Below are 24,354 nucleotides of genomic sequence, written 5' to 3'. Positions count from 1 at the left end.
CCGCTCGCCGCTGCCCGCCTTTGCAACTAAATCGCATTCGTCGCCCTTCGTCTTCCTGACAACGCTCAATTTCTGCCGACGGCGACGAGATCGACATGAATCAGATGAATCACCCCTCCGACGACGACCTGCTGGCCCTGCTGCTGGCCGACGAAGCCGGCTCCGAACACGTGATCAAGGCCGGTTGCGCACCCACGCATGGCGCCTTGTCCTTCGCTCAGCAGCGCCTCTGGTTCCTGCAGCAGTTCGACCCGCAGAGCTGTGCCTACAACCTGCCTCGCGCACTGCGCCTGAACGGTCCGCTGAACGCCGACGCGCTGGAGCAGGCGTTGAATGCAGTGATCGACAAGCACGATATCCTGCGCACCCGCTTCGTCGAAATCGACAACCTGGCGCAGCAGCAGGTCGACCGCCAGGCGCGACTGATACTTGCACGGCACAACCTGGGCGAACTGCCCGCCACCGGGCGCGACGCAGCTATACGCCGGCACCATGACGCCGACCTGGCCCAACCGTTCGACCTGAGCCAGGCACCTCTGATTCGCGGCACGCTGTTGCGTACCGGTGCCAGCGAGCACGTGCTGCTGCTGAACATGCACCACATCGTGTCCGATGCCTGGTCCAATGCGATCCTGCTGCAGGACCTGGCCCAAGCCTTTGCGCAAGCGCAGGCAGGCCTGCCCGCTGGCCTGCAGCGGCCGTCGATCCAATACGCCGACTACGCGCACTGGCAGCGCCAGCAGTACCCGCTCAGCGCCGCCCACGAACGCGCGACCGCCCATTGGAAGCAAGTGCTCGACGGCGAGCTGCCGAGCCTGGACCTGCCCTTCGACAGGCCGCATGCACCAGACCAGCTACACCTCGTCGGCAACCATTGCCTAACCCTGCCGGCCTCGTTGGGCAGCGCCCTGCAGCGGTTCTGCCAGCAACAGGGGCTGACCCCCTTCATCGTGCTGCTGGGTGCCTGGCAACTGCTGCTGGGTCGCTATACCGGCCAGCACGACTTCACCGTCGGCGTGCCCAATGCAACCCGCAGCCAGGGCCAGACACAGGCGCTGGTCGGCTTCTTCGTCAGCAGCCAGGTGTACCGTGCCCGACTCGACGGCGCGCAACCCGTCGCCGAATTTCTTCAACGCCTGCGCGAACAGTCGTTGGCCGCACTGGAGCACGCCGACTACCCCATCGAGCTGATTCTGGAAGACCTGCAACTGCAACGCAGCACCCAGGCCAACCCGCTGTTCCAGACGCTGTTCAACTGGCGCGTGGCCAACCAGGACGCAGCACAACTGCGCCTGGATGGCCTGGAGGTGGAATTTCTCGGTGTCGAGCAGCAGCAGGCCAAGTTCGACCTGTCGCTGGAGATCGACTACAGCCAGCAGCAGATCAACGCCACGTTCAGCTACAGCACCGCACTGTTCCTGCCACAGACCATCGAGCGTCTGGCCGGCCACTGGCAGCACCTGCTTCAGGGGCTTGTCGAAACGCCTCAACTGCGCCTGGGCGAGCTGCCAATGCTCGAGCGTGCCGAACAGCAGATGGCCCTCCACACCTGGAACGCCACAGCCACGGACTTCGGCGCGCATGCCAACCTGCAGACCCTGTTCGAACGTCAGGCGCACGCCACCCCGGATGCCGTCGCCGTACGCCTGGGCAGTGCCGCTCTCACCTATCGTCAACTCAACCAGCGCGCCAACCGCCTGGCGCACAAGCTCCTGGAGCTGGGCGTAGGTGCAGAGGTCGGCGTGGGCATTGCGTGCGAGCGCAGCCTGGAGATGGTGATCGGGCTGCTGGGCGTGCTCAAGGCCGGGGGCGCCTATGTGCCGCTGGACACCGGCTACCCGCAGGATCGCCTGGCCTACATGATCGAGCACAGCGACATTGCACTGCTGTTGACCCAGGCATCGGTGCACCCTGGCCTGCTGCTGCCCGAGGCCCTGCCGGTCATGCTGCTGGAGCAGGCCGACAACGAACTGCAGGGGTATGCCGACAGCAACCCGACGCCAGTGGTCGACGCGGACAACCTGGCCTACATCATCTACACCTCCGGCTCCACCGGTCGCCCCAAGGGCGTGCAGGTTCGTCATGGCGCACTCACCAACCACATGCTGTGGATGCAGCAGACCCTGCAATTGCAGGCCCAGGACCGGGTGCTGCAAAAAACCGCGTTCAGCTTCGATGCCTCGGTCTGGGAGTTCTGGCTGCCGTTGCTCAACGGCGCGCAACTGGTGCTGGCTGGCCCTGAACTGAACGACGACATGTCGCTGCTGTGGCCCGAAGTGCAGGCCCAGCGCATCACCGTGCTGCAAGCCGCGCCTTCGCTGCTGCAAGCCCTGATGGGCCAGGCCGAGCGCACATCACTGGCCAGCCTGCGGGCAATCCTGCTGGGCGGCGAAGCGCTGAGCCCGGCGTTGGTGCAGCAACTGCGCAGCGTCAGCGACGCCCGTATCTACAACCTCTACGGGCCCAGCGAAGCCACCATCGACACGTGCTGCTACAGCGTGCCGGCCACGCCCGACGGCGCCATCGTGCCCATCGGCCAGCCAATCAGCAACCTGCGCACCCACGTGCTCGACCACGAGCTGAACCCCTGCGCCATCGGCGTCAGTGGCGAGCTGCTGATCGGTGGCGTGGCCCTGGCCCGCGGCTACCACGCCCGGCCCGGGCTGACCGCCGAACGCTTCGTGCCAGACCCCTTCGCCGGACACGGCGAGCGCCTGTACCGCAGTGGCGACCTGACCCGCTATCGCGACGACGGCGTGATCGACTATGTCGGCCGCATCGACCACCAGATCAAGCTGCACGGCCTGCGCATCGAACTGGGCGAGATCGAGGCACGCCTGCTGCAACAGCCCCAGGTGGCCGAAGCCGTGGTACTGGCCCCGGACTACCTGGGCAGCCAGCGCCTGGTGGCCTATGTGGTGGCCACCCGGCCTTTGCCCGATGCTCAGGCGCAGGACCAGTTGCGCCAGGCCCTGATCGCCGGGCTCAAACAGCAACTGCCGGCCTACATGGTACCGGCCCACTTGCTGCTGCTCGACGGCCTGCCCCTGACACGCAACGGCAAGCTCGACCGCAAGGCCTTGCCTATGCCCGACACCGCGCCCACCGGCTACCGGTACGCGGCCCCGCAAAGCGCCATGGAACGCCAGATCGCGATGCTCTGGCAGGAAGTGCTCAAGCAGCCGAACATCGGCTTGAACGACAACTTCTTCGAACTGGGTGGCGACTCGATCGTCTCCATTCAGGTGGTCAGCCGCGCCCGTCAGGCTGGCATTCGCTTTACTCCCAAACAGCTGTTCCAGCACCAGACCGTGCAGGGGCTGGCCCAGGTCGCACAGTTCGACGACCCGGTTGCACACATCGACCAGGGGCCGGCCAGCGGCACGGTCGCGCTGCTGCCGATTCAGCAGGCATTCTTCGATACGCCGGTGCCATCACGTCATCACTGGAACCAGTCGGTCCTGCTCAAGCCGGCCGGGCAGCCACTCGATGCCGCTGTGCTGGAACAGGCAGTGAACACCCTGATCAACCACCACGACGCATTGCGCCTGAGTTTCACCCAGCAGGCACAGGGCTGGAACAGCGTCTACCGCGCGCCTGCCGACGCCCACAACGCCCTGCTGCAAGCGGTGGCGTGCGATGATCGCGAACTGGAGCAGTTGTGCGAACGCGCCCAGCGCAGCCTGGACCTCGAACACGGCCCGTTGCTGCGCGCGCTGCTGGTGAGCCTGGCCGATGGGCGTCAACGCCTGTTACTGGTAGCCCACCACCTGGTGATCGACGGGGTTTCCTGGCGCATCCTGTTTGATGACCTGCAAAGCGCCTACCAGCAGTGCCTGGCTGGCCAGCCCCCCCAATTGCCGGCCCGTACCAGTTCGCTGCAGGCCTTCGCCCAGGCGCTGCGCGAGCATGCCAGGGGCCAGGCCATCGGCGAGCTGGACTACTGGCTGGACCAGCACCAGGCCATCGCAGCCGACCTGCCCGATGCCCGGAGCGCCATGGGCGCACCGGCACAGGTCGCGCTGCTCGATTCGCACCTGGACAGCGAACGCACGCGTCGCCTGCTGCAACAGGCTCCTGCGGCCTACCGCACCCAGGTCAACGACCTGCTGCTCAGCGCGCTGGCCCGAGTACTCGCACGCTGGACCGGACAGGCCGACAACCTCATCCAGCTCGAAGGGCATGGCCGCGAAGAGCTGAGTGAAGGGCTGGACCTCACCCGTACCGTGGGGTGGTTCACCAGTGCCTTCCCGCTCCGGCTGTCGGCGGGACATGACCTGCAGGCCACCATCAAGCAGGTCAAGGAGCAACTGCGTGGCATACCCGACAAAGGCATCGGTTTCGGTGCCCTGCGCTACCTGGGCGAGCAAGCCGTGCGCGAGGTGTTGCAGGCGCTGCCAGATGCACGTATCACCTTCAACTACCTCGGCCAGTTCGACACCAGCTTCGATGACACCCAGCAACCGCTGCTGATACCGGCCAGCGAAGCGGCCGGTGCCGAGAAACACGCCGATGCCCCGCTGAGCAACTGGCTGAGCATCAATGGCCAGGTGTACGCCGGCGAGTTGAGCCTGAGCTGGACCTATGACCAGAACCGCTTCGCCCCGCAGGTGATAGAGCGTCTGGCAGAGGACTATGTCGCAGAGCTCGGTGCACTGATCGACCACTGCTGTGACAGCCTGAATCAGGGCGCTACCCCGTCGGACTTCCCGCTGGCCGGGCTCGACCAGGCGCAACTGGATGCCCTGCCGATCGACCTGGCATTGATTGACGACCTCTATCCGCTGTCGCCGCTGCAGCAAGGCATGCTGTTCCATACCCTCTACGAGCAGGAAGCCCACGACCTGGACGGTCGCAGCTACATCAACCAGATGCGCCTGGACATCAGCGGCCTGGACCCCCAGGCATTCGCCGAAGCCTGGCAGGCCGCCGTCGACCGACACGACAGCCTGCGCACGGTGTTCCTCTGGCAAGGCGAAATGGCGCAGCCACTGCAGGCGGTGTACAGGCAGATGCGCGTGCCGTTCAGCCTGCTCGACTGGCAGCAACGCGCTGACCTGCCGGGCGCGCTCGACGCACTGGCCGCCGAGCAGCTGCAACAGGACCTGGCGCTGGACAAGGCTGCGCTGTTCAGGCTTGTGCTGGTGTGCACCGCACCTGGGCACTATCACCTGATCCATACCAGCCACCACATCCTGATGGATGGCTGGAGCACCTCGCAGTTGCTCGGCGAAGTGTTGCAACGCTATAGCGGCCAGGCCCTCGCTACCCCGCCAGGCCGCTACCGCGACTACATCGACTGGCTCGGCCGTCAGGACGCCGTACTTGACCAGGCCTACTGGCACACTCAACTGGCCGACCTGGAGGAGCCCACCCGGCTCGCGCATTCGGTCGTCAACAGCACGCCGGCGCAGGGCCATGGCGCCTGCTACCTGAACCTGGATGCGCCACGCACTCAACGCCTCAACGACTTCGCACGCCAGCAGAAAGTCACCCTCAACACCCTCGTGCAAGCCGCTTGGCTGGTAGTGCTGCAACAGTACAGCGGCCAGCGCTGCGTATGTTTCGGGGCCACCGTGGCCGGGCGCCCGGCTGATATCGCGGGCGTGGAACAGCAGATCGGCCTGTTCATCAATACCCTGCCGGTCATCGCCAGCCCGCGCCCCGACGTCAGCGTGGCCAGCTGGCTGCAGCAGGTGCAGGAAATCAACCTTGGCCTGCGTGAGCACGAACACACCGCGCTGAGCGATATCCAGCGCTGGTCCGGTCAACAGGGCGAGGCACTGTTCGACAACATCCTGGTGTTCGAGAACTACCCGGTGGCCGAAGCCCTGGAACAGGAGGCGCCCGCCGGGCTGACATTCGGTGCAGTCGACTATCACGAACAGACCAACTACCCGCTGACCCTGGCCATCAGTGCTGGCGACTCGCTGCTGCTGCATGCCAGCTATTCGCGACAGCATTTCAGCGACGCGGGCGTGCAGGCCATCGGCGAGCACCTGCTCAACCTGCTCGAACGCATGCGCGACAACCCCCGCCAGCACCTGGGCGAGCTGGAGATGCTCGCGCCGACCGAACGCCATCAGGTCGTCCAGGCGTGGAACGCCACCAGCACCGAATACCCGCTCGAACGCTGCGTGCACCAGCTGATCGAAGACCAGGTCGAGCGGACCCCCGGCTCCCCGGCCCTGGTGTTCGGCGGGCAGCACCTGAGCTATGCCGAACTCAACAGCCGTGCCAACCAGCTCGCCCATGCGCTGATTGCACGCGGTGTCGGCCCCGACGTGCTGGTCGGCATCGCCATGGAACGCAGCATCGAGATGGTCGTCGCCCTGCTGGCGACCCTCAAGGCCGGTGGCGCCTACGTGCCGCTGGACCCGGAATACCCGCGCGAGCGCCTGGGTTACCTGTTCGACGACAGCGGCATCGCCCTGCTGCTGACCCAGCAGCACCTGCTGGCACAGCTGCCGGTGCCCGAAGGCCTACCGCTGCTGGCCCTGGACACACTGGACCTGAGCGAGCACGCCCAGAGCAACCCGGACATTGCCCTGCACCCGGAGAACCTGGCCTACGTCATCTACACCTCCGGCTCCACCGGCAATCCCAAGGGCGCCGGCAACCGCCACAGCGCACTCACCAACCGCCTGTGCTGGATGCAGCAGGCCTACGCCCTGGACGCCAGCGACACGGTACTGCAGAAGACCCCGTTCAGCTTCGACGTGTCGGTGTGGGAGTTCTTCTGGCCGCTGATGACCGGTGCGCGCCTTGTGGTCGCTGCTCCTGGCGACCACCGCGACCCGGCCAGGCTGGTAGCGCTGATCAACCAGCACCAGGTCAGCACCCTGCACTTCGTACCGTCGATGCTGCAGGCCTTCCTGCTGGATGCCGGTGTGCCGAGCTGCACCAGCCTCACCCGCATCGTCTGCAGCGGTGAGGCCCTGCCGGTGGACGCGCAGCAGCAGGTGTTCGCCAAGTTGCCGAACGCCGACCTGTACAACCTGTATGGCCCTACCGAAGCCGCCATCGACGTGACCCACTGGACCTGTCGCGACGAAGGTCGCAACAGCGTGCCGATCGGCCAGCCGATCGCCAACCTGGGCGCGTACGTGCTCAGTGCCGACCTGCTGCCGTTGCCGGCGGGTGCCACCGGCGAGTTGTACCTGACCGGTGCAGGCCTGGCGCGCGGTTACCACCGCCGTGCCGCGCTGACCGCCGAGCGCTTCGTCGCCAGCCCGTTCGGCGCCGGCCAGCGCCTGTACCGTACCGGTGACCTGGCACGCCAACGCGCCGACGGCGTGATCGACTACATGGGGCGAGTCGACCACCAGGTGAAGATCCGCGGCCTGCGTATCGAACTCGGTGAAATCGAAGCGTACCTGCTCGAACTGAATTGCGTTCGCGAGGCCAGCGTACTGGCCGTTGAAGCAGGCAGCGGCCTGCAACTGGCCGCCTACCTGGTGGCCAGTGACGCCACCCTGGCGTCGGCCAGCAGTGCGCAGCAGGCGCAATGGCGCGATGCTGTTCGCCAGCAGTTGCTGACCGGTCTGCCCGACTACATGGTGCCAACCCACCTGATACTGCTGGAACAACTGCCGCTGAGCCCGAACGGCAAGCTCGATCGCAAGGCTCTGCCCGGCATCGGCGACGCAGCCACGCGCAGCGAGCATGTCGCTGCCTCCAACCCACTGGAACAGCAACTGGCCGCTATCTGGCAGGCGGTACTCAAGCTTGATCGCGTGGGCGTTACCGACAACTTCTTCGAACTGGGCGGCGACTCGATCATCTCGATCCAGGTCGTCAGTCGCGCCCGTCAGGCCGGTATCCGCTTCACTCCCAAGGCGCTGTTCGAACACCAGACCATCCAGCGCCTGGCCACGGTTGCCCAGACCAGCGATGCACGCTCGGTTGTCGACCAATCGCCCTTGCAGGGCGAAACGGCATTGCTGCCGATCCAGCAGATGTTCTTCGAACTGCCGATGCCCGAGCGGCATCACTGGAATCAGGCCGTACTGCTCAAGGCCAACGCCAGGCTTGATGCGGCGGCGCTGGAGCAGGCCCTGCAAAGCCTGGTGCTGCACCACGACGCCTTGCGCCTGCAGTTCACCGAAACCGCCCGCGGCTGGACCGGCGAGTACCGTTCGCAAGCGGCCCAGCGCGAAGCCTGGGCACACACACCGCTGCTGTGGCAACACACAGTCAGTGATGCGCATGCGCTACAAGCACTGGCCGAATCGGCGCAGCGTAGCCTGGACCTGGAAGGCGGCCTGGTCCGTGCGCTGCTTGCCGAGCTCGCCGATGGCAGCCAGCGCCTGTTGCTGGTGATTCACCACCTGGCGGTCGATGGCGTGTCGTGGCGCATTCTCTTCGAAGACCTGCAGGCAGCATACCGCCGTGCAGTGGCCGGGCACGCTGTCGAACTGCCCGCCAGGACCCGCTCGCTGCGTGCCTGGGCCGAACAGTTGCAGGCGTTCGCCAGGCACACCGGGCAGAACCAGGAACTCGCCTACTGGCAGCAGTTGCACGGAGCGAGCAATGACCTGCCCTGCGACCGTGCAGCCGATCGCCTGATCAACCGCAACAGCAACAGTGTGCAGGTCGTGCTGGACAAGCAACGCACCCGCCAGTTGCTGCAACAGGCACCGGCGGCGTATCGCACCCAGGTCAACGACCTGCTGCTCAGCGCGCTGGCGCAGGTCATCACGCGCTGGAGCGGTCACGACGACCTGCTGCTGCAACTCGAAGGGCATGGCCGCGAAGAGCTGTTCGAAGACATGGACCTGACCCGTACCGTCGGCTGGTTCACCAGCCTGTTCCCGGTACGCCTGACCCCGGCCAGTACGCTGGGTGGCACGATCAAGCAGATCAAGGAGCAACTGCGCGCCATCCCCAACAAGGGCATCGGCTTCGGCGCCTTGCGCTACCTGGGCGATGCACAGACGCAACAGACCATGCAGCAGCTGCCTGTGCCACGCCTGACGTTCAATTACCTGGGCCAGCTCGATGGCACCTTCGACAGTGACGAGGGTGCGCTGTTTGCCCCCGCTGCAGAAAGCGCAGGTATCGGGCAGAGCCTGGACGCCCCGCAGAGCAACTGGCTGACCCTCAACTGCCAGGTGTTTGCCGGTGAACTGAGCCTGACCTGGGGCTACAACAGCGCAATGTACGATGCATCGACCATTGAAGGGCTGGCCGAAGATTACCTGCATTCGCTGAGCCGCCTGATCGAGCACTGCCTGCAGGCCGACCACCACGGCCTGACGCCGTCGGACGTGCCTCTGGCCCGTTTGAGCCAGGCGCAGCTCGATGCACTGCCCCTTTCGGCCCAGCAGGTTGAAACGCTGTACCCGCTGGCCCCGATGCAACAGGGCATGCTGTTTCACACCCTTTACCAGCAACAAGCAGGCGACTACATCAATCAGATGCGCCTGGACGTACGCGGCCTGGATGCAGAACGCTTCCGGGCCGCCTGGCAGGCCACCCTGGATGCCCATGACATCCTGCGCAGCGGTTTCCTCTGGCAGGGCCAGCTCGACGAGCCGCTGCAAGTGGTGCACAAGCGAGTCGAACTGCCGTTCAGCGTACTGGACTGGCGCGAGCGCCAGGGTTGCAGCGCAGCGCTGGACACCCTGGCTGGCGAAGAGCTGATGCAGCCGTTCGACTTGCAGCAACCGCCATTGCTGCGCCTGTTCATGGTCCGCACCGGCGAGGACAGCCATCACCTCATCTACACCCACCATCACATCCTGATGGATGGCTGGAGCAACTCGCAGATGATGGGTGAGGTGATGCAGCGCTACCATGGCCAGCGCGTGCCCCAGTCCAGCGGTCGCTACAGCGATTACATCGCCTGGCTGCAACAGCAGGACCCGGCACTGAGCGAGACGTTCTGGAAAGCCCAGGTACAGACCCTCGATGCGCCCACTCGGCTTGCAGCGGCCATCACTGCGCAACGCTCACCGGGGTCCGGCCACGCACACCTCGAAGCCGCGCTCGAACAGGCCGACACTGCCCGGCTCGAGACCTTTGCCCGCCAGCAGAAGGTGACCCCCAACACACTGGTTCAGGCAGCCTGGCTGATCGTGCTGCAGCGTTACTGCGCGCAGGCGACGGTCTGCTTCGGTGCCACCGTCTCCGGTCGCCCGGCGGAGCTCAGCGGGGTGGAACAGCAGCTGGGGCTGTTCATCAACACCTTGCCAGTGGTCGCCACGCCGCTGCCCGAGCTCAGCGTCGGCCAATGGCTGCAGCAGGTGCAGGCGCAGAACCTGGGCTTGCGAGAACATGAACACACCCCGTTGTTCGAGATTCAACGCTTGGCCGGCAAGAACGCCGAAAGCCTGTTCGACACCCTTCTGGTGTTCGAGAACTATCCGATTTCGCAAGCCCTGGAACAGACGCCAAGCACAACACTGCACTTTGGCAGCATCCGTACCCATGAGCAGACCAACTATCCCTTGACCTTGATGGTCGGCTTCGGCGCGATGCTGACCTTGCAGGCAAGTTACGACCAGGCGCATTTCGATACCGCCACGGTCGAGAAGCTCGCTCACTCGCTGCTCAGGCTGCTGAGGGCGATGCTCGACTCGCCAGACCAGGCCATCGGCGACTTGGTGATGCTTGCACCGCAGGAACAGCACACCGTACTGCTCGACTGGAACCTGACATCGACCCACTACCCACTCGAGCAACCGGTTCATCAATTGATCGAGGCGCAGGTCCAACAGACACCGAACGCGCCGGCCCTGGTGTTCGGCGGGCAGCACCTGAGCTATGCCGAACTCAACAGCCGTGCCAACCAGCTCGCCCATGCGCTGATTGCACGCGGTGTCGGCCCCGACGTGCTGGTTGGCATCGCCATGGAACGCAGCATCGAGATGGTCGTCGCCCTGCTGGCGACCCTCAAGGCCGGTGGCGCCTACGTGCCGCTGGACCCGGAATACCCGCGCGAGCGCCTGGGCTACCTGTTCGACGACAGCGGCATCGCCCTGCTGCTGACCCAGCAGCACCTGCTGGCACAGCTGCCGGTGCCCGAAGGCCTACCGCTGCTGGCCCTGGACACACTGGACCTGAGCGAGCACGCCCAGAGCAACCCGGACATTGCCCTGCACCCGGAGAACCTGGCCTACGTCATCTACACCTCCGGCTCCACCGGCAATCCCAAGGGCGCCGGCAACCGCCACAGCGCACTCACCAACCGCCTGTGCTGGATGCAGCAGGCCTACGCCCTGGACGCCAGCGACACGGTACTGCAGAAGACCCCGTTCAGCTTCGACGTGTCGGTGTGGGAGTTCTTCTGGCCGCTGATGACCGGTGCGCGCCTTGTGGTCGCTGCTCCTGGCGACCATCGCGACCCGGCCAGGCTGGTAGCGCTGATCAACCAGCACCAGGTCAGCACCCTGCACTTCGTACCGTCGATGCTGCAGGCCTTCCTGCTGGATGCCGGTGTGCCGCGCTGCACCAGCCTCACCCGCATCGTCTGCAGCGGCGAGGCCCTGCCGGTGGACGCGCAGCAGCAGGTGTTCGCCAAGTTGCCGAACGCCGGCCTGTACAACCTGTATGGCCCTACCGAAGCCGCCATCGACGTGACTCACTGGACCTGCCGCGAGGAAGGCAAGGATGGCGTACCGATCGGCCAGCCGATTGCCAACCTGCAGACCTACATCCTCGGCGACGACCTGGGGCTGTTGCCGGCGGGCGTCACCGGTGAGCTCTACCTGGCCGGCGAAGGCCTGGCGCGGGGTTACCACCGCCGCGCCGCACTGACTGCCGAGCGCTTTGTCACCAGCCCGTTCGGCGAAGGCAAGCGCCTGTACCGCACCGGCGACCTTGCCTGCTACCGCACCGACGGCGTGATCGAATACCGCGGGCGTATTGATCATCAGGTGAAGATCCGCGGCCTGCGCATCGAGCTGGGTGAAATCGAGGCACGCCTGATGGCACTCGACGCCGTGCGCGAAGCGGTGGTACTGGCGATCGAGGGTGCCACCGGCCAGCAACTGGTGGGGTATGTGGTGCCAAGCGCTGGTACCGGGCAGGACGACCTGCGCGAGCACCTCAGGCACGCACTGAATGCACATCTGCCGGACTACATGATCCCGGCGCAATGGGTATGGCTGAAGCAGATGCCGCTGAGCCCGAACGGCAAGCTGGAGCGCAAGGCGCTGCCCAAGCCCGATGCCAGCCAGCTGCAACGTGAATATGTGGCCCCGCAAAGCGAGCTGGAGCAGCGCATTGCTGCCATCTGGCAGCACGTGCTCGGCTGCGAGCGCATCGGCCTGCACGACAACTTCTTCGAACTGGGTGGACATTCCTTGATGGTGATTCGCGTGATGTCACGCATGCAACTGGATGTGGGGATACAGGTGAGCCCGCACGAGCTGTTCCAATTCCCTGTTCTGGGTGATTTCACTGCACAGGTGGCGCAACTCGGTGCACAGGTCGACACCACGAAACTCAGCAAACTCGAAGCACTGTTCGACGAATTGGAGGAAGTGTGATGGACAAGGACATGGCTGCACGGATCGCCAAGCGATTCATCACCCTCCCGCTGGACAAGCGCAAAGTGTTTCTCGAAAAAATGCTCGGCGAAGGCGTGTCGCCGGCCAACCTGCCGATCCCGCAGGTGCAGTCGGAGGTCGAGACGGTTCCGCTGTCCTTCGCACAGGAGCGTCAGTGGTTCCTCTGGCAGCTGGAGCCGCAGAGTGCGGCCTACCACATCTGCATTGCGCTGCGCATGAAGGGCCCGTTGAACGCGAACGCGCTGGAGCGCAGTTTCAACGCCCTGGTCGCACGCCACCAGGCCCTGCGCACCACCTTCACCCAGACCCACGACGGCCCGGTGCAGCGCATTGCCCCGCACTTGACGCTGGAAATTGCGCGTCATGTGCTGGACACCCAGACAGAGGCGGCGGTTCTGGCCTTTGTCCAGGCGCAGACACAGGCCCCGTTCGACCTGGAGCACGGCCCTCTGTTGCGCATCGCGTTAGCATCCTCGGCGCCGGACGAGCATGTGCTGGTGCTGGTTCAGCACCACATCGTGTCGGACGCCGCCTCGCTGGAGATCATGGTCAGCGACCTGGTGCAGTTGTATGCCGGCTACAGCCAGGGGCGCGAGGTGACGTTGCCCGAGCTGCCGATCCAGTACGCCGACTACGCCATCTGGCAGCGACGCTGGATGGAAGCCGGCGAACGTGAGCGGCAGTTGCAGTACTGGACTGAAAAGCTCGGTGGCGAGCAGTCGGTGCTGGAGTTGCCACTGGACCGCCCGCGCCCCTCCGAGCAAAGCCACCGCGGAGCGCGCCTGGATGTCGACCTCGATCACACCGTCGCCCAGCGTCTCAAACACCTGGCCCAATCGCACAACGTGACCCCTTTCATGCTGTTGCTGGCCTCATTCCAGACCCTTCTGCACCGCTACAGTCGTCAGGCGGACATCCGCGTCGGCGTGCCAGTGGCCAACCGCAACCGGGTCGAGACCGAGGGTCTGATCGGCTTCTTCGTCAACACCCAGGTCTACAAGGCCGACTTCAGCACCGCATCGAGCTTTGAGGCACTGTTGCAGCAGGTGAAGCAGACGTCGCTCGAAGCACAGCAGTATCAGGAGTTGCCTTTCGGCTACCTGGTCGAAGCGCTGCAACCCACCCGCAGCATGAGCGTCACACCGCTGTTCCAGGCCATGTACAACCATCGCGGGCTGGTCAATGAAACGCGGCAGGCATCAGACCACTCGGATGCGCTGCAGGTCGAAAACCTGCAGTGGGACACCCACAGCGCGCAGTTCGACCTGACGCTCAACACCGCCGAATCGCCGACTGGCTTCTCGGCAAGCTTCACGTATGCCACCGATCTGTTCGACGCCGCGACCATCGAGCGTCTGGCCCGGCACTGGCAGAACCTGCTGCAGGCGATTGTCGCTGACCCGCAACAGCGCGTCGGCGAACTGCCGTTGCTCGACGCCAGCGAGCAACAGGCCAACCTCCAGCAATGGAACCCGGCGCCTGCGCAGTTCGCCAGCCAGCGCTGCCTCCATGAACTGATCGAAGCCCAGGCTGCGCGTGCGCCGGGCTCCATCGCGCTGACCCTGGGTGACGCCCAGCTCAGCTACCGCGAACTCAACGAACGCGCCAACCAGATGGCCCATGCGTTGATTGCCCAGGGCATCGGGCCAGAGGTGCTGGTGGGCCTGGCCTGCGAGCGCAGCCTGGAGATGGTGGTCGGCCTGCTGGCGATCCTCAAGGCCGGCGGCGCCTATGTGCCACTGGACCCGGCGTACCCCGAGGACCGCCTGGCCTACATGATGGAGGACAGCGGGCTGAGTGTGGTGCTGGCCCAGTCGCACCTGGGTTTGCCAACGCCGGCCGGGGTGCGCACGTTGCTGCTGGACGATGACTTCACTGGTTATGCCGCCAGCAACCCAGGGCTGACGCTTGACCCTGCCAACCTGGCCTACGTGATCTACACCTCCGGCTCCACCGGCAAGCCCAAGGGCGCGTTGCTCGCGCACCACAACGTGCTACGCCTGTTTGCCGCCACCGAACACTGGTTCGCCTTCGGGCCGAGTGACGTGTGGAGCCTGTTCCACTCCTATGCCTTCGACTTCTCGGTGTGGGAGATCTTTGGTGCGCTGCTGTATGGCGGCAGGCTGGTCATCGTGCCGCAGGCCACCAGCCGGGCGCCGGAAGAGTTCTTCCAGTTGCTGTGCGAGCAGGGGGTCACCGTGCTCAACCAGACGCCATCGGCGTTCAAACAGCTGATGCAGGTGGCCTGTGCGCCGGCGCAAGCCGAGATGAAGCCCGCCCTGCGCTACGTGGTGTTCGGTGGCGAAGCTCTCGACGTGCACAGCCTGCGCCCTTGGTTCGAGCGCTTTGGCGATCAGCAGCCGCAACTGATCAACATGTACGGCATCACCGAGACCACGGTGCACGTCACTTACCGTCCTGTGTCGCTGGCCGATCTGGCCGGCGATGCGGCAAGCCCGATTGGCGAGCCGATCCCGGACCTGTCGTGGTACCTGCTCGATGCCGACCTGAACCCGGTGCCCAAAGGCGCCATCGGCGAGCTGTATGTGGGCCAGGCCGGTCTGGCGCGTGGTTATCTCAAGCGTGCCGATCTCACCGCCACACGTTTCGTGCCCGATCCGTTCTCGGCCCGCGGCGAGCGCCTGTACCGCACGGGCGACCTGGCGCGTTATCGCCAGGATGGCATCGTCGAATACGTCGGCCGCATCGACCATCAGGTCAAGATCCGCGGCTTCCGCATCGAACTGGGTGAGATCGAGGCACGTCTGGCGCAACAGGCTGCGGTGCGCGAGGCGCTGGTGCTGGCGGTGGACGGGCCGAGCGGCCAGCAACTGGTGGGTTATGTACTGCCCCACGATAACGCCGCCGACCCCACGGCCCTGCGGGAAGACCTGAAAACCCGGCTCAAGGCCGAACTGCCGGACTACATGGTGCCCACGCACCTGCTGTTCCTGGAGCAATGGCCACTGACGGCCAACGGCAAGCTCGACCGCCGCGCCTTGCCGGCGCCGGATGCGAGCCTGCTGCAGGCCGAGTACGTGGCGCCGCAGGGCGAACTTGAACAACAGATCGCCGCCCTCTGGCAACAGATGCTCGGCTGCGAGCGTATCGGCCGTACCGACGATTTCTTCGAGCTGGGCGGGCATTCGCTGCTGGCCACCCAGGTGATCTCGCGGGTGCGTCAGGTGCTGGGCTTCGACGTGGCCTTGCGCACGCTGTTCGAACACAGTCGCCTGGCGGATTTCGTCGCCACGCTGGATGCATTGAAGCGCATTGACGAGCCTGCGCTGGTCGCGGTCGAACGCGGCGTGCCGCTGCCGCTGTCCTACGCCCAGGAGCGCCAGTGGTTCCTCTGGCAGCTGGACCCGCAGAGCAGTGCCTATCACCTGCCGGCGGCCCTGCGCCTGCGCGGCCATCTGGACCTGAAGGCACTGCAACGTAGCTTCGACACGTTGCTAGCGCGTCATGAAAGTCTGCGAACGCACTTCACTCAAAAAGATGACCAACTGCACCAGATAGTCACCCATCAACCAGCCATACTGATCGAACAGGAAGACCTGACCAATCAGAAAGACCAGATAGACACCTTTGTCGAAGTCGAAATCAACCGTCTGTTTGCATTGGATCAGGGGCCATTGTTACGGGTGAAGCTGCTGCAATTGGCAGCCGATGACCATGTGTTGATCATGACCCAGCATCATATCGTTTCCGATGCGTGGTCGATGCAGGTGATGGTCGACGAACTGATCAGCCTGTACAGCGCATACAGCGCAGGCCAGGATGTTGTGCTACCCGTACTGCCCATTCAGTATGCAGACTATGCGCTGTGGCAACGCGAGTGGATGGAGGCCGGAGAGCGGGATCGGCAACTGCACTACTGGCTCAAGCAGTTGAGCGGCGAGCATTCCGTCATAACGTTGCCGACAGACCATGCCAGACCGCCAGAGCAGAGTTTCCGTGGGGACCATCTCGCGCTTACGCTCGATCAACCACTAGCGCTGAGCCTCAAAAAACTTGCACAACAGCGCGGCATCACGCCCTTCATGCTGTTGATGGCCTCGTTCCAAATGCTGCTGCATCGATACAACGGCCAACGCGACATTCGTGTAGGCGTGCCCGTTGCCAACAGAAATCGTATGGAAACCGAGCGCTTGATCGGCTTCTTCGTCAATACCTTGGTGCTCAAAACCGAGATAGAAAGTCAGCACACCGTCGCCACCCTGCTTGATCAGGTTAGAAACATTACTTTGCAGGCCCAAGCTCATCAGGACCTTCCGTTCGAACAGCTGGTTGAAGCGCTGCAGCCTGAACGAAGCCTGAGTCACAATCCGTTGTTTCAAGTCATGTTCAGCCACCAGGGCGAGACACGTGGCGTACAAAGGCAAAACGCGCTGCCAAATTTGGACGTAGAGTTCCTCGCCTGGGACAAGCAGACATCGCAATTCGATCTGATGCTGCATACAACTGAAAGCGCCGAAGGCTTCTCAGCGGTATTCACCTATGCCACCGATCTGTTCGAGGCGGCCACCATCGAGCGTCTGGCCCGGCACTGGCAGAACCTGCTGCAGGCGATTGTCGCTGACCCGCAACAGCGCGTCGCTGAACTGCCGTTGCTCGATGCCCGCGAGCAACAGGCCAATCTCCAGCAATGGAACCCGGCGCCTGCGCAGTTCGCCAGCCAGCGCTGCCTCCATGAACTGATCGAAGCCCAGGCTGCGCGTGCGCCGGGCTCCATCGCGCTGACCCTGGGTGACGCCCAGCTCAGCTACCGCGAACTCAACGAACGCGCCAACCAGATGGCCCATGCGTTGATTGCCCAGGGCATCGGGCCAGAGGTGCTGGTGGGCCTGGCCTGCGAGCGCAGCCTGGAGATGGTGGTCGGCCTGCTGGCGATCCTCAAGGCTGGCGGCGCCTATGTGCCACTGGACCCGGCGTACCCCGAGGACCGCCTGGCCTACATGATGGAGGACAGCGGGCTGAGTGTGGTGCTGGCCCAGTCGCACCTGGGTTTGCCAACGCCGGCCGGGGTGCGCACGTTGCTGCTGGACGATGACTTCACTGGTTATGCCGCCAGCAACCCAGGCCTGACGCTTGACCCTGCCAACCTGGCCTACGTGATCTACACCTCCGGCTCCACCGGCAAGCCCAAGGGCGCGTTGCTCGCGCACCACAACGTGCTACGCCTGTTTGCCGCCACCGAACACTGGTTCGCCTTCGGGCCGAGTGACGTGTGGAGCCTGTTCCACTCCTATGCCTTCGACTTCTCGGTGTGGGAGATCTTTGGTGCGCTGCTGTATGGCGGCAGGCTGGTCATCGTGCCGCAGGCCACCAGCCGGGCGCCGGAAGAGTTCTTCCAGTTGCTGTGCGAGCAGGGGGTCACCGTGCTCAACCAGACGCCATCGGCGTTCAAACAGCTGATGCAGGTGGCCTGTGCGCCGGCGCAAGCCGAGATGAAGCCCGCCCTGCGCTACGTGGTGTTCGGTGGCGAAGCTCTCGACGTGCACAGCCTGCGCCCTTGGTTCGAGCGCTTTGGCGATCAGCAGCCGCAACTGATCAACATGTACGGCATCACCGAGACCACGGTGCACGTCACTTACCGTCCTGTGTCGCTGGCCGATCTGGCCGGTGATGCGGCAAGCCCCATCGGCGAGCCGATCCCGGACCTGTCGTGGTACCTGCTCGATGCCGACCTGAACCCGGTGCCCAAAGGCGCCATCGGCGAGCTTTATGTGGGCCAGGCCGGCCTGGCGCGTGGTTATCTCAAGCGTGCCGATCTCACCGCCACACGTTTCGTGCCCGATCCGTTCTCGGCCCGCGGCGAGCGCCTGTACCGCACGGGCGACCTGGCGCGTTATCGCCAGGATGGCATCGTCGAGTACGTCGGCCGCATCGACCATCAGGTCAAGATTCGCGGTTTCCGCATCGAGCTGGGTGAGATCGAGGCACGTCTGGCGCAACAGGCCGCCGTGCGCGAAGCGCTGGTGCTGGCGGTGGACGGGCCGAGCGGCCAGCAGTTGGTGGGCTACGTCGTGCCGCAGGACGCCAATGCCGAGCACACCCAATTGCGTGATCAACTCAAGGCCGGGCTCAAGGCCGAACTACCGGACTACATGGTGCCCACGCACCTGCTGTTCCTGGAGCAATGGCCACTGACGGCCAACGGCAAGCTTGATCGCCGCGCCTTGCCGGCGCCGGATGCGAGCTTGCTGCAGCGTGAATACGTGGCACCGCAGACCGAAATGGAAAAACGCATCGCCACCTTGTGGCAAGACGTGCTCAAGCTGCCGCGCATTGGTCTGGACGACAACTTCTTCGAGCTCGGTGGCGACTCGATCATCTCGATCCAGGTGGTCAGCCGTGCCCGCCAGAGCGGGATCCGCTTCAGCGCCAAAGACCTGTTCCAGCACCAGACCATCAAGAGCCTGGCCAGTGTCGCGCAGGTCGCCGACACCACGCAGCAGATCGATCAGGGCCCCGTGCTCGGCACCACGCCCCTGCTGCCGATCCAGCAACTGTTCTTGCTCAGCGATACCCCCGAACCGCATCACTTCAATCAATCGGTGATGCTCGAACCATCCAGGCCGCTGGATGCAGCCGTACTGGACCATGCCTTGCACGCGCTGCTGGAACACCACGATGCCTTGCGCCTGGTGTTCTCCCTCGACGGCGAACATCCAGGGGCTCGCTACCTGCCAGTGGACCCGACCTGCAAATTGCTGTGGCAGGCCGAGGTCGCTGACGAACCTGCGCTCAACGAATGGGCCAATCGCGCCCAGGCCAGCCTGAACATCCAGCAAGGCCCGCTGCTGCGCGCCCTGCTGGCGACCCTACCCGATGGCCAGCAGCGCCTGCTGTTGGTCATTCACCACCTGGCGGTGGATGGCGTGTCGTGGCGCATCCTCTTCGAAGACCTGCAACTGGCCTACCAGCAACGGCTGGTAAACCAGCCGACGAAACTGCCGGGCAAAACCAGCTCGGTCAAGGCCTGGGCCGAGCAGTTGCAAGGCTATGCACACAGCGAGGCCCTGCAAAAGGAACTGCAGTACTGGCAGGCGCAACTGCAGGATGTACCCACCACACTGCCCTGCGAGCGCCCACACGGCAGCTTGCTGAACCGCCACGCACGCAGCGTGCAAAGCCGCCTCGACACGCAGCTCACCCGCCAACTGCTGCAGGAGGCACCGGCGGCCTATCGCACACAGATCAACGATTTGTTGCTGACCGCACTGGCACGCGTGATCGGCCGTTGGAGCGGCTCGCCAACCAGCCTGATCGAGCTGGAAGGCCATGGCCGCGAAGACCTGTTCGACACGATCGACCTGACCCGTACCGTGGGTTGGTTCACCAGCGTGTTCCCGGTCAAGCTCACCCCCGCCAGCGGTATGGGCGAGTCGATCAAGGCAATCAAGGAACAGCTGCGCGCCATTCCCAACAAGGGCATCGGCTACGGCGCACTGCGCTTTCTTGGCGATGGGAGCGCGCGTCAGGCCCTGGGCGAACTGCCCGTCCCACGCATCACCTTCAACTACCTGGGCCAGTTCGACGCCAGCTTCGACAGCAATGAGGGCGCGCTGTTCGCACCGGCCGCTGAAAGCACCGGCGCCAACCAGAGTACCCACGCAACGCTGGGCAACTGGCTGTCGCTCAACGGCCAGGTGTATGGCGGCGAGCTGAGCATGAACTGGAGCTTCAGCAGCGAAATGTTCGAGGAGGCGACGGTTCAGCAACTGGCCGATGCCTTCTGCCTGGAACTGGCCGCTGTCATTGCGCATTGTCGCGACCCGCAGCACAGGGGGCTGACGCCATCGGACTTCGCGCTGGCGCGTCTTGGCCAGCCGCAACTGGACCGTTTGCCAGTACCGTGCAGCGACGTGCAGGACCTCTACCCGCTCTCGCCCATGCAGCAAGGCATGCTGTTTCACACGCTGGAGTCCAACGAGGCCAGCCTCTACATCAACCAGATGAGCGTACCGGTTATCGGGTTGGACCCCGAACGGTTCATCGCGGCCTGGAACACCGCGATTGCCCGCCATGAAATCCTGCGCACCGGGTTCTGGTCGGCCAACGAGCTGAATGAGCCGCTGCAAGTGGTGTACAAGCAAGCCACCCTGCCGGTGCGTCGCCTGGCCAGGCAAGCCACGACGTTCGATGAAAAGGCCCTGCAACGTATCCTTGAAGCGGACTGCGCCGAAGGCTTCGATCTGCTGCAGGCGCCGTTGACGCGCCTGACGCTGATCGACCTGGGCGAGCACAAGCACCACCTGATCTGGACCAGCCACCACATCCTGATGGACGGCTGGTCCAGCTCGCGCCTGCTCGGCGAAGTGCTGGAGCTGTACCACGGGCGCACGCCACCGGCAAAGCGCGGGCAATATCGCGACCATATCCAATGGCTGCAGAATCAGTCCCAGGCCAGCCTGGAGCAGTTCTGGAAACACAAGCTGCACGACCTTGAAGGCCCGACCCTGCTGGCCGGCAGCATTGCACCGCGTCCGGCCGGCGACCTGCAAGGGCATGCAGCGCTGTACCTGCACTGGGACGAAGCACGCACCCAGCGCCTGCGCGAACAGACCCAGCGCCTGCGTATCACGCCCAACACACTGATCCAGGCCGTATGGCTGCTGCTGTTGCAACGCTACACCGGCCAGCCCACCGTGTGCTTCGGCGCCACCGTGGCCGGTCGCCCGGCCAGCCTGCCCGGTGCCGAAGAAATGCTCGGGCTGTTCATCAATACCCTGCCGATCATTCAGACCCCGCAGCCGCACATGCCGCTGGCGCAGTGGCTGCAAGCACTGCAAACCTACAACCTGGAGGTTCGTGACCAGGAGCATGCCTCGCTGGCCGACGTGCAGCGCTGGTCGGGGCAGAACGGCCAGGCACTGTTCGACAGCATCATCGTGTTCGAAAACTACCCGGTGGACGACCGCCTGCAGGAAGCCGAGCAGAATCAGTTGAGCTTTGGCGAGGTGAACAGTCGTGACGTCACCAACTTCGCCATGGACCTGGCGATCAACCTGGGCCGCACCCTCAAGATCGAGTTCCTCTACCTGCGCAACCGCTTCACCGAGGCTGCCACGGCGCAGATCCGCACCAGCTTCGAAACCTTGCTCGATGCCCTGCTCGACAACCCTCAAGCAACCCTGGGCAGCCTGTCGATGCTCAGTGCCGACGAACAGCAGGCACTTGCACAACACAATCAACTGGCGCCGCCGAGCCACGACCCGGCGCTGCTGGCCGAGTGCATCCGCAGCCATGCCGAACGGCAGCCGCAGCGTATCGCGGTCACCTGCGCCGATGTGCAGTTGAGCTACGGCGAACTGGAAACCCGCGCCAACCGGCTGGCCCACCACCTGATCGCACAGGGCATCGGCCCTGAAGTGTGCGTCGGCATTGCCCTGGAGCGTTCGGTCGACGTGATCGTGGCGTTCTATGCCGTGATGAAGACCGGCGCAGCCTACGTTCCGCTCGACATCGACTACCCGCAGGAGCGCGTCAAGTGGATCGTCGAAGACTCGCGCATGCCGGTGCTGCTGACGCAACGCTCACTCCAGCACCGGTTTGCCGATGCCGGTGCCGGCACCCTGATCACACTTGACCATCTGGCCCTGGACACCTACCCCGCCAGTTGCCCGGCGCCTCGCGCCGACGCGGACAACCTCGCCTACCTGATCTACACCTCCGGCTCCACCGGCAAGCCCAAAGGAGTGGCCGTCAGCCACGGGCAGATCCGCATGCACTGCCTGGCGATTGCCGAGCGCTACGCGATGGACGCCAGCACCCGCGAGCTGCTGTTCATGTCGTTCGCCTTCGACGGTGCCCAGGAACGCTGGCAGTCGACCCTGCTCGGCGGCGGCCAGCTGGTGCTGCGCGACAACCGCCTGTGGACTGCCGAGGAAACCTGGCAGGCCCTGCACGCGCACAACATCGATATCGCCTGCTTCCCGCCCGCCTACCTGCAGCAACTGGCCGAATACGCCGCCAGCGTCGAAGCGCCGCCACCGGCGGTGCGGGTGTACTGCTTTGGTGGTGACGCGGTGGCCGAGGCCAACTTCGAGCTGGTCAAGCGTGCACTCAAGCCGGCCTATCTCACCAACGGCTACGGCCCCACCGAAACCGTGGTCACGCCGTTGCTGTGGAAAGTCGACGCCAGCCAGCAGTGCGGTGCGGTGTATGCGCCCATCGGCACCCGCGTGGGTCGACGTACCCTGTACGTACTCGACGACCAGCTCAACCCGGTGCCCGACGGCGTGGCCGGCGAGCTGTACCTCGGTGGCGAAGGCGTGGCGCGCGGCTATCACCAGCGTCCCGGGCTCAGCGCCGAACGCTTCGTTGCCGACCCGTTCGCGGGCGATGGCAGCCGCCTGTACCGCACCGGTGACCTGGTGCGCCAGCGCGCCGACGGCGTGTTCGACTACCTCGGCCGACTGGACAACCAGGTCAAGGTGCGCGGTTTCCGCATTGAGCTGGGCGAAATCGAATCGCGCCTGCGCCAGCAACCCGGGGTGTCCGACGCGGTGGTGGTTGCACGTGAAACCGGCGCCGGCAAGCAACTGATCGGCTACGTGGTAGCGGACGACGCCGGTGACCTGGGCGAACGCCTGCGCGGTGCACTGCAGGTCGAGCTGCCCGACTACATGGTACCGGCGCAGATCCTCGCGCTGGCCGCCTTCCCGCTCAACCCCAACGGCAAGCTCGACCGCAAGGCCCTGCCCGACCCGGACTTCAAGGCGCGTGCCTTCATCGCCCCGCGCAATGCGCTGGAGCAGGGCTTGGCGGCCATCTGGCAACAGGTGCTGGAGGTCGAACAGGTTGGCGTTACCGACAACTTCTTCGAACTGGGGGGCGACTCGCTGCGTGTGCTCAAGGTGCTGTCCAGGGTACGTAGCCAGCCGGAGCTGGGCATCGAACTGAAACTGCGCGACCTGATCGGCAAGCCGACCATCGCCGAGCTGTCGGGCTACGAGGCCCAGGTGTCTTCCCTCGACCCGTTGCTGTTGCTCAACAGCCCGGTCGAACAGGCGCGGCCGCTGTTCTGCCTGCACGCAGGCTTCGGCACGGTATTCGACTACGAGCCGCTGGCTCGCCGCCTGGAAGGCCAGCGCAGCGTGTATGGCCTGCAATGTCGAATGCTGCTGGAGCGTAGCTGGGAAGATGAATCCCTCGAGGCCATGGCCATCGACTATGCCCAGTACATCCGCCAGAAACAGGCCAGCGGTCCTTACCACCTGCTGGGTTGGTCACTGGGCGGCACCCTGGCGGTGCTGGTCGCGCAAGAGCTTGAGAAACAGGGCCAGCGGGTGGGTTTCCTCGGCCTGGTGGACAGCTTTCTGCCGTCATCTGCGCTTGCGCAGCCTGCAGCCGATGAGGACTGGAGCGAAGACCTTGGCAGCTTCCTGGGTGTCATCATGGGCGTGCCAAGTGACGCGCTGCCGGTGTTGCAGGTGCGCGCCAGCAGCCCTGCCAACCACCTCGAAACGGCGATTGCCCAGGTGCAGGCCCAGGTCATCAGCGCCTCGGCGTTCGCCTCCATCGGCGCTGAAGAACTGGCCCATACCTTCCGTGTAGCCATGAAACTCAAGGCATTGTCCGAGGCCATCGAGGGGCTCCCCGCAACGCAGGTGCCAGCGCAGTGCTGGTGGGCCAGGGCCGACGCAGGCCAGACCCAGCTGCGCCTGGTGCAGGCGCAACTCAACGAACCGGTGGCCGCCGGCCATTACGACATGCTCAAGCATCCCGAGCTGCTGCGCCGCGTGCTGGAGCAGTTGCAGGAAAGCCACAGCGTCACCTGTTGATACCACCGCCGCCCCGTCAGCCGGGGCGGCGCTTACCGATAGCTTTG

Annotated in this window: 2 protein-coding genes; both read left to right on the top strand. The window is 64.8% G+C overall.

Features of this window, described 5'->3' with window-relative positions; all coding sequences use genetic code 11:
- The first annotated feature begins 95 nt into the window (after positions 1–95).
- Positions 96–12,494 carry a non-ribosomal peptide synthase/polyketide synthase gene (locus LOY33_RS08525; RefSeq protein WP_258662445.1) on the top strand — a complete coding sequence of 4,133 codons (12,399 nt, stop codon included), beginning with the start codon at positions 96–98 and terminating at the stop codon, positions 12,492–12,494.
- Positions 12,494–24,307, top strand: coding sequence for a non-ribosomal peptide synthetase (locus tag LOY33_RS25915; RefSeq protein WP_309475763.1), 11,814 nt, complete (start codon positions 12,494–12,496; stop codon positions 24,305–24,307). Before LOY33_RS08525 ends, LOY33_RS25915 begins: the two co-directional genes overlap by 1 nt.
- Positions 24,308–24,354: the final 47 nt, after the last annotated feature.

It is taken from the genome of Pseudomonas sp. B21-036 (genome assembly GCF_024748925.1).
In the GTDB taxonomy this organism is placed as follows: Bacteria; Pseudomonadota; Gammaproteobacteria; order Pseudomonadales; family Pseudomonadaceae; genus Aquipseudomonas; species Aquipseudomonas palmensis.
The sequence above is the reverse complement of the archived record's forward strand: the minus strand, read 5'-3'. Positions and strand labels throughout refer to the sequence as shown.

Excerpts from the sequence above, each read along its gene's own strand:
- LOY33_RS08525 (WP_258662445.1), top strand. The coding sequence starts at position 96 with ATGAATCAGATGAATCACCCCTCCGACGACGACCTGCTGGCCCTGCTG.
- LOY33_RS25915 (WP_309475763.1), top strand. The coding sequence starts at position 12,494 with ATGGACAAGGACATGGCTGCACGGATCGCCAAGCGATTCATCACCCTC.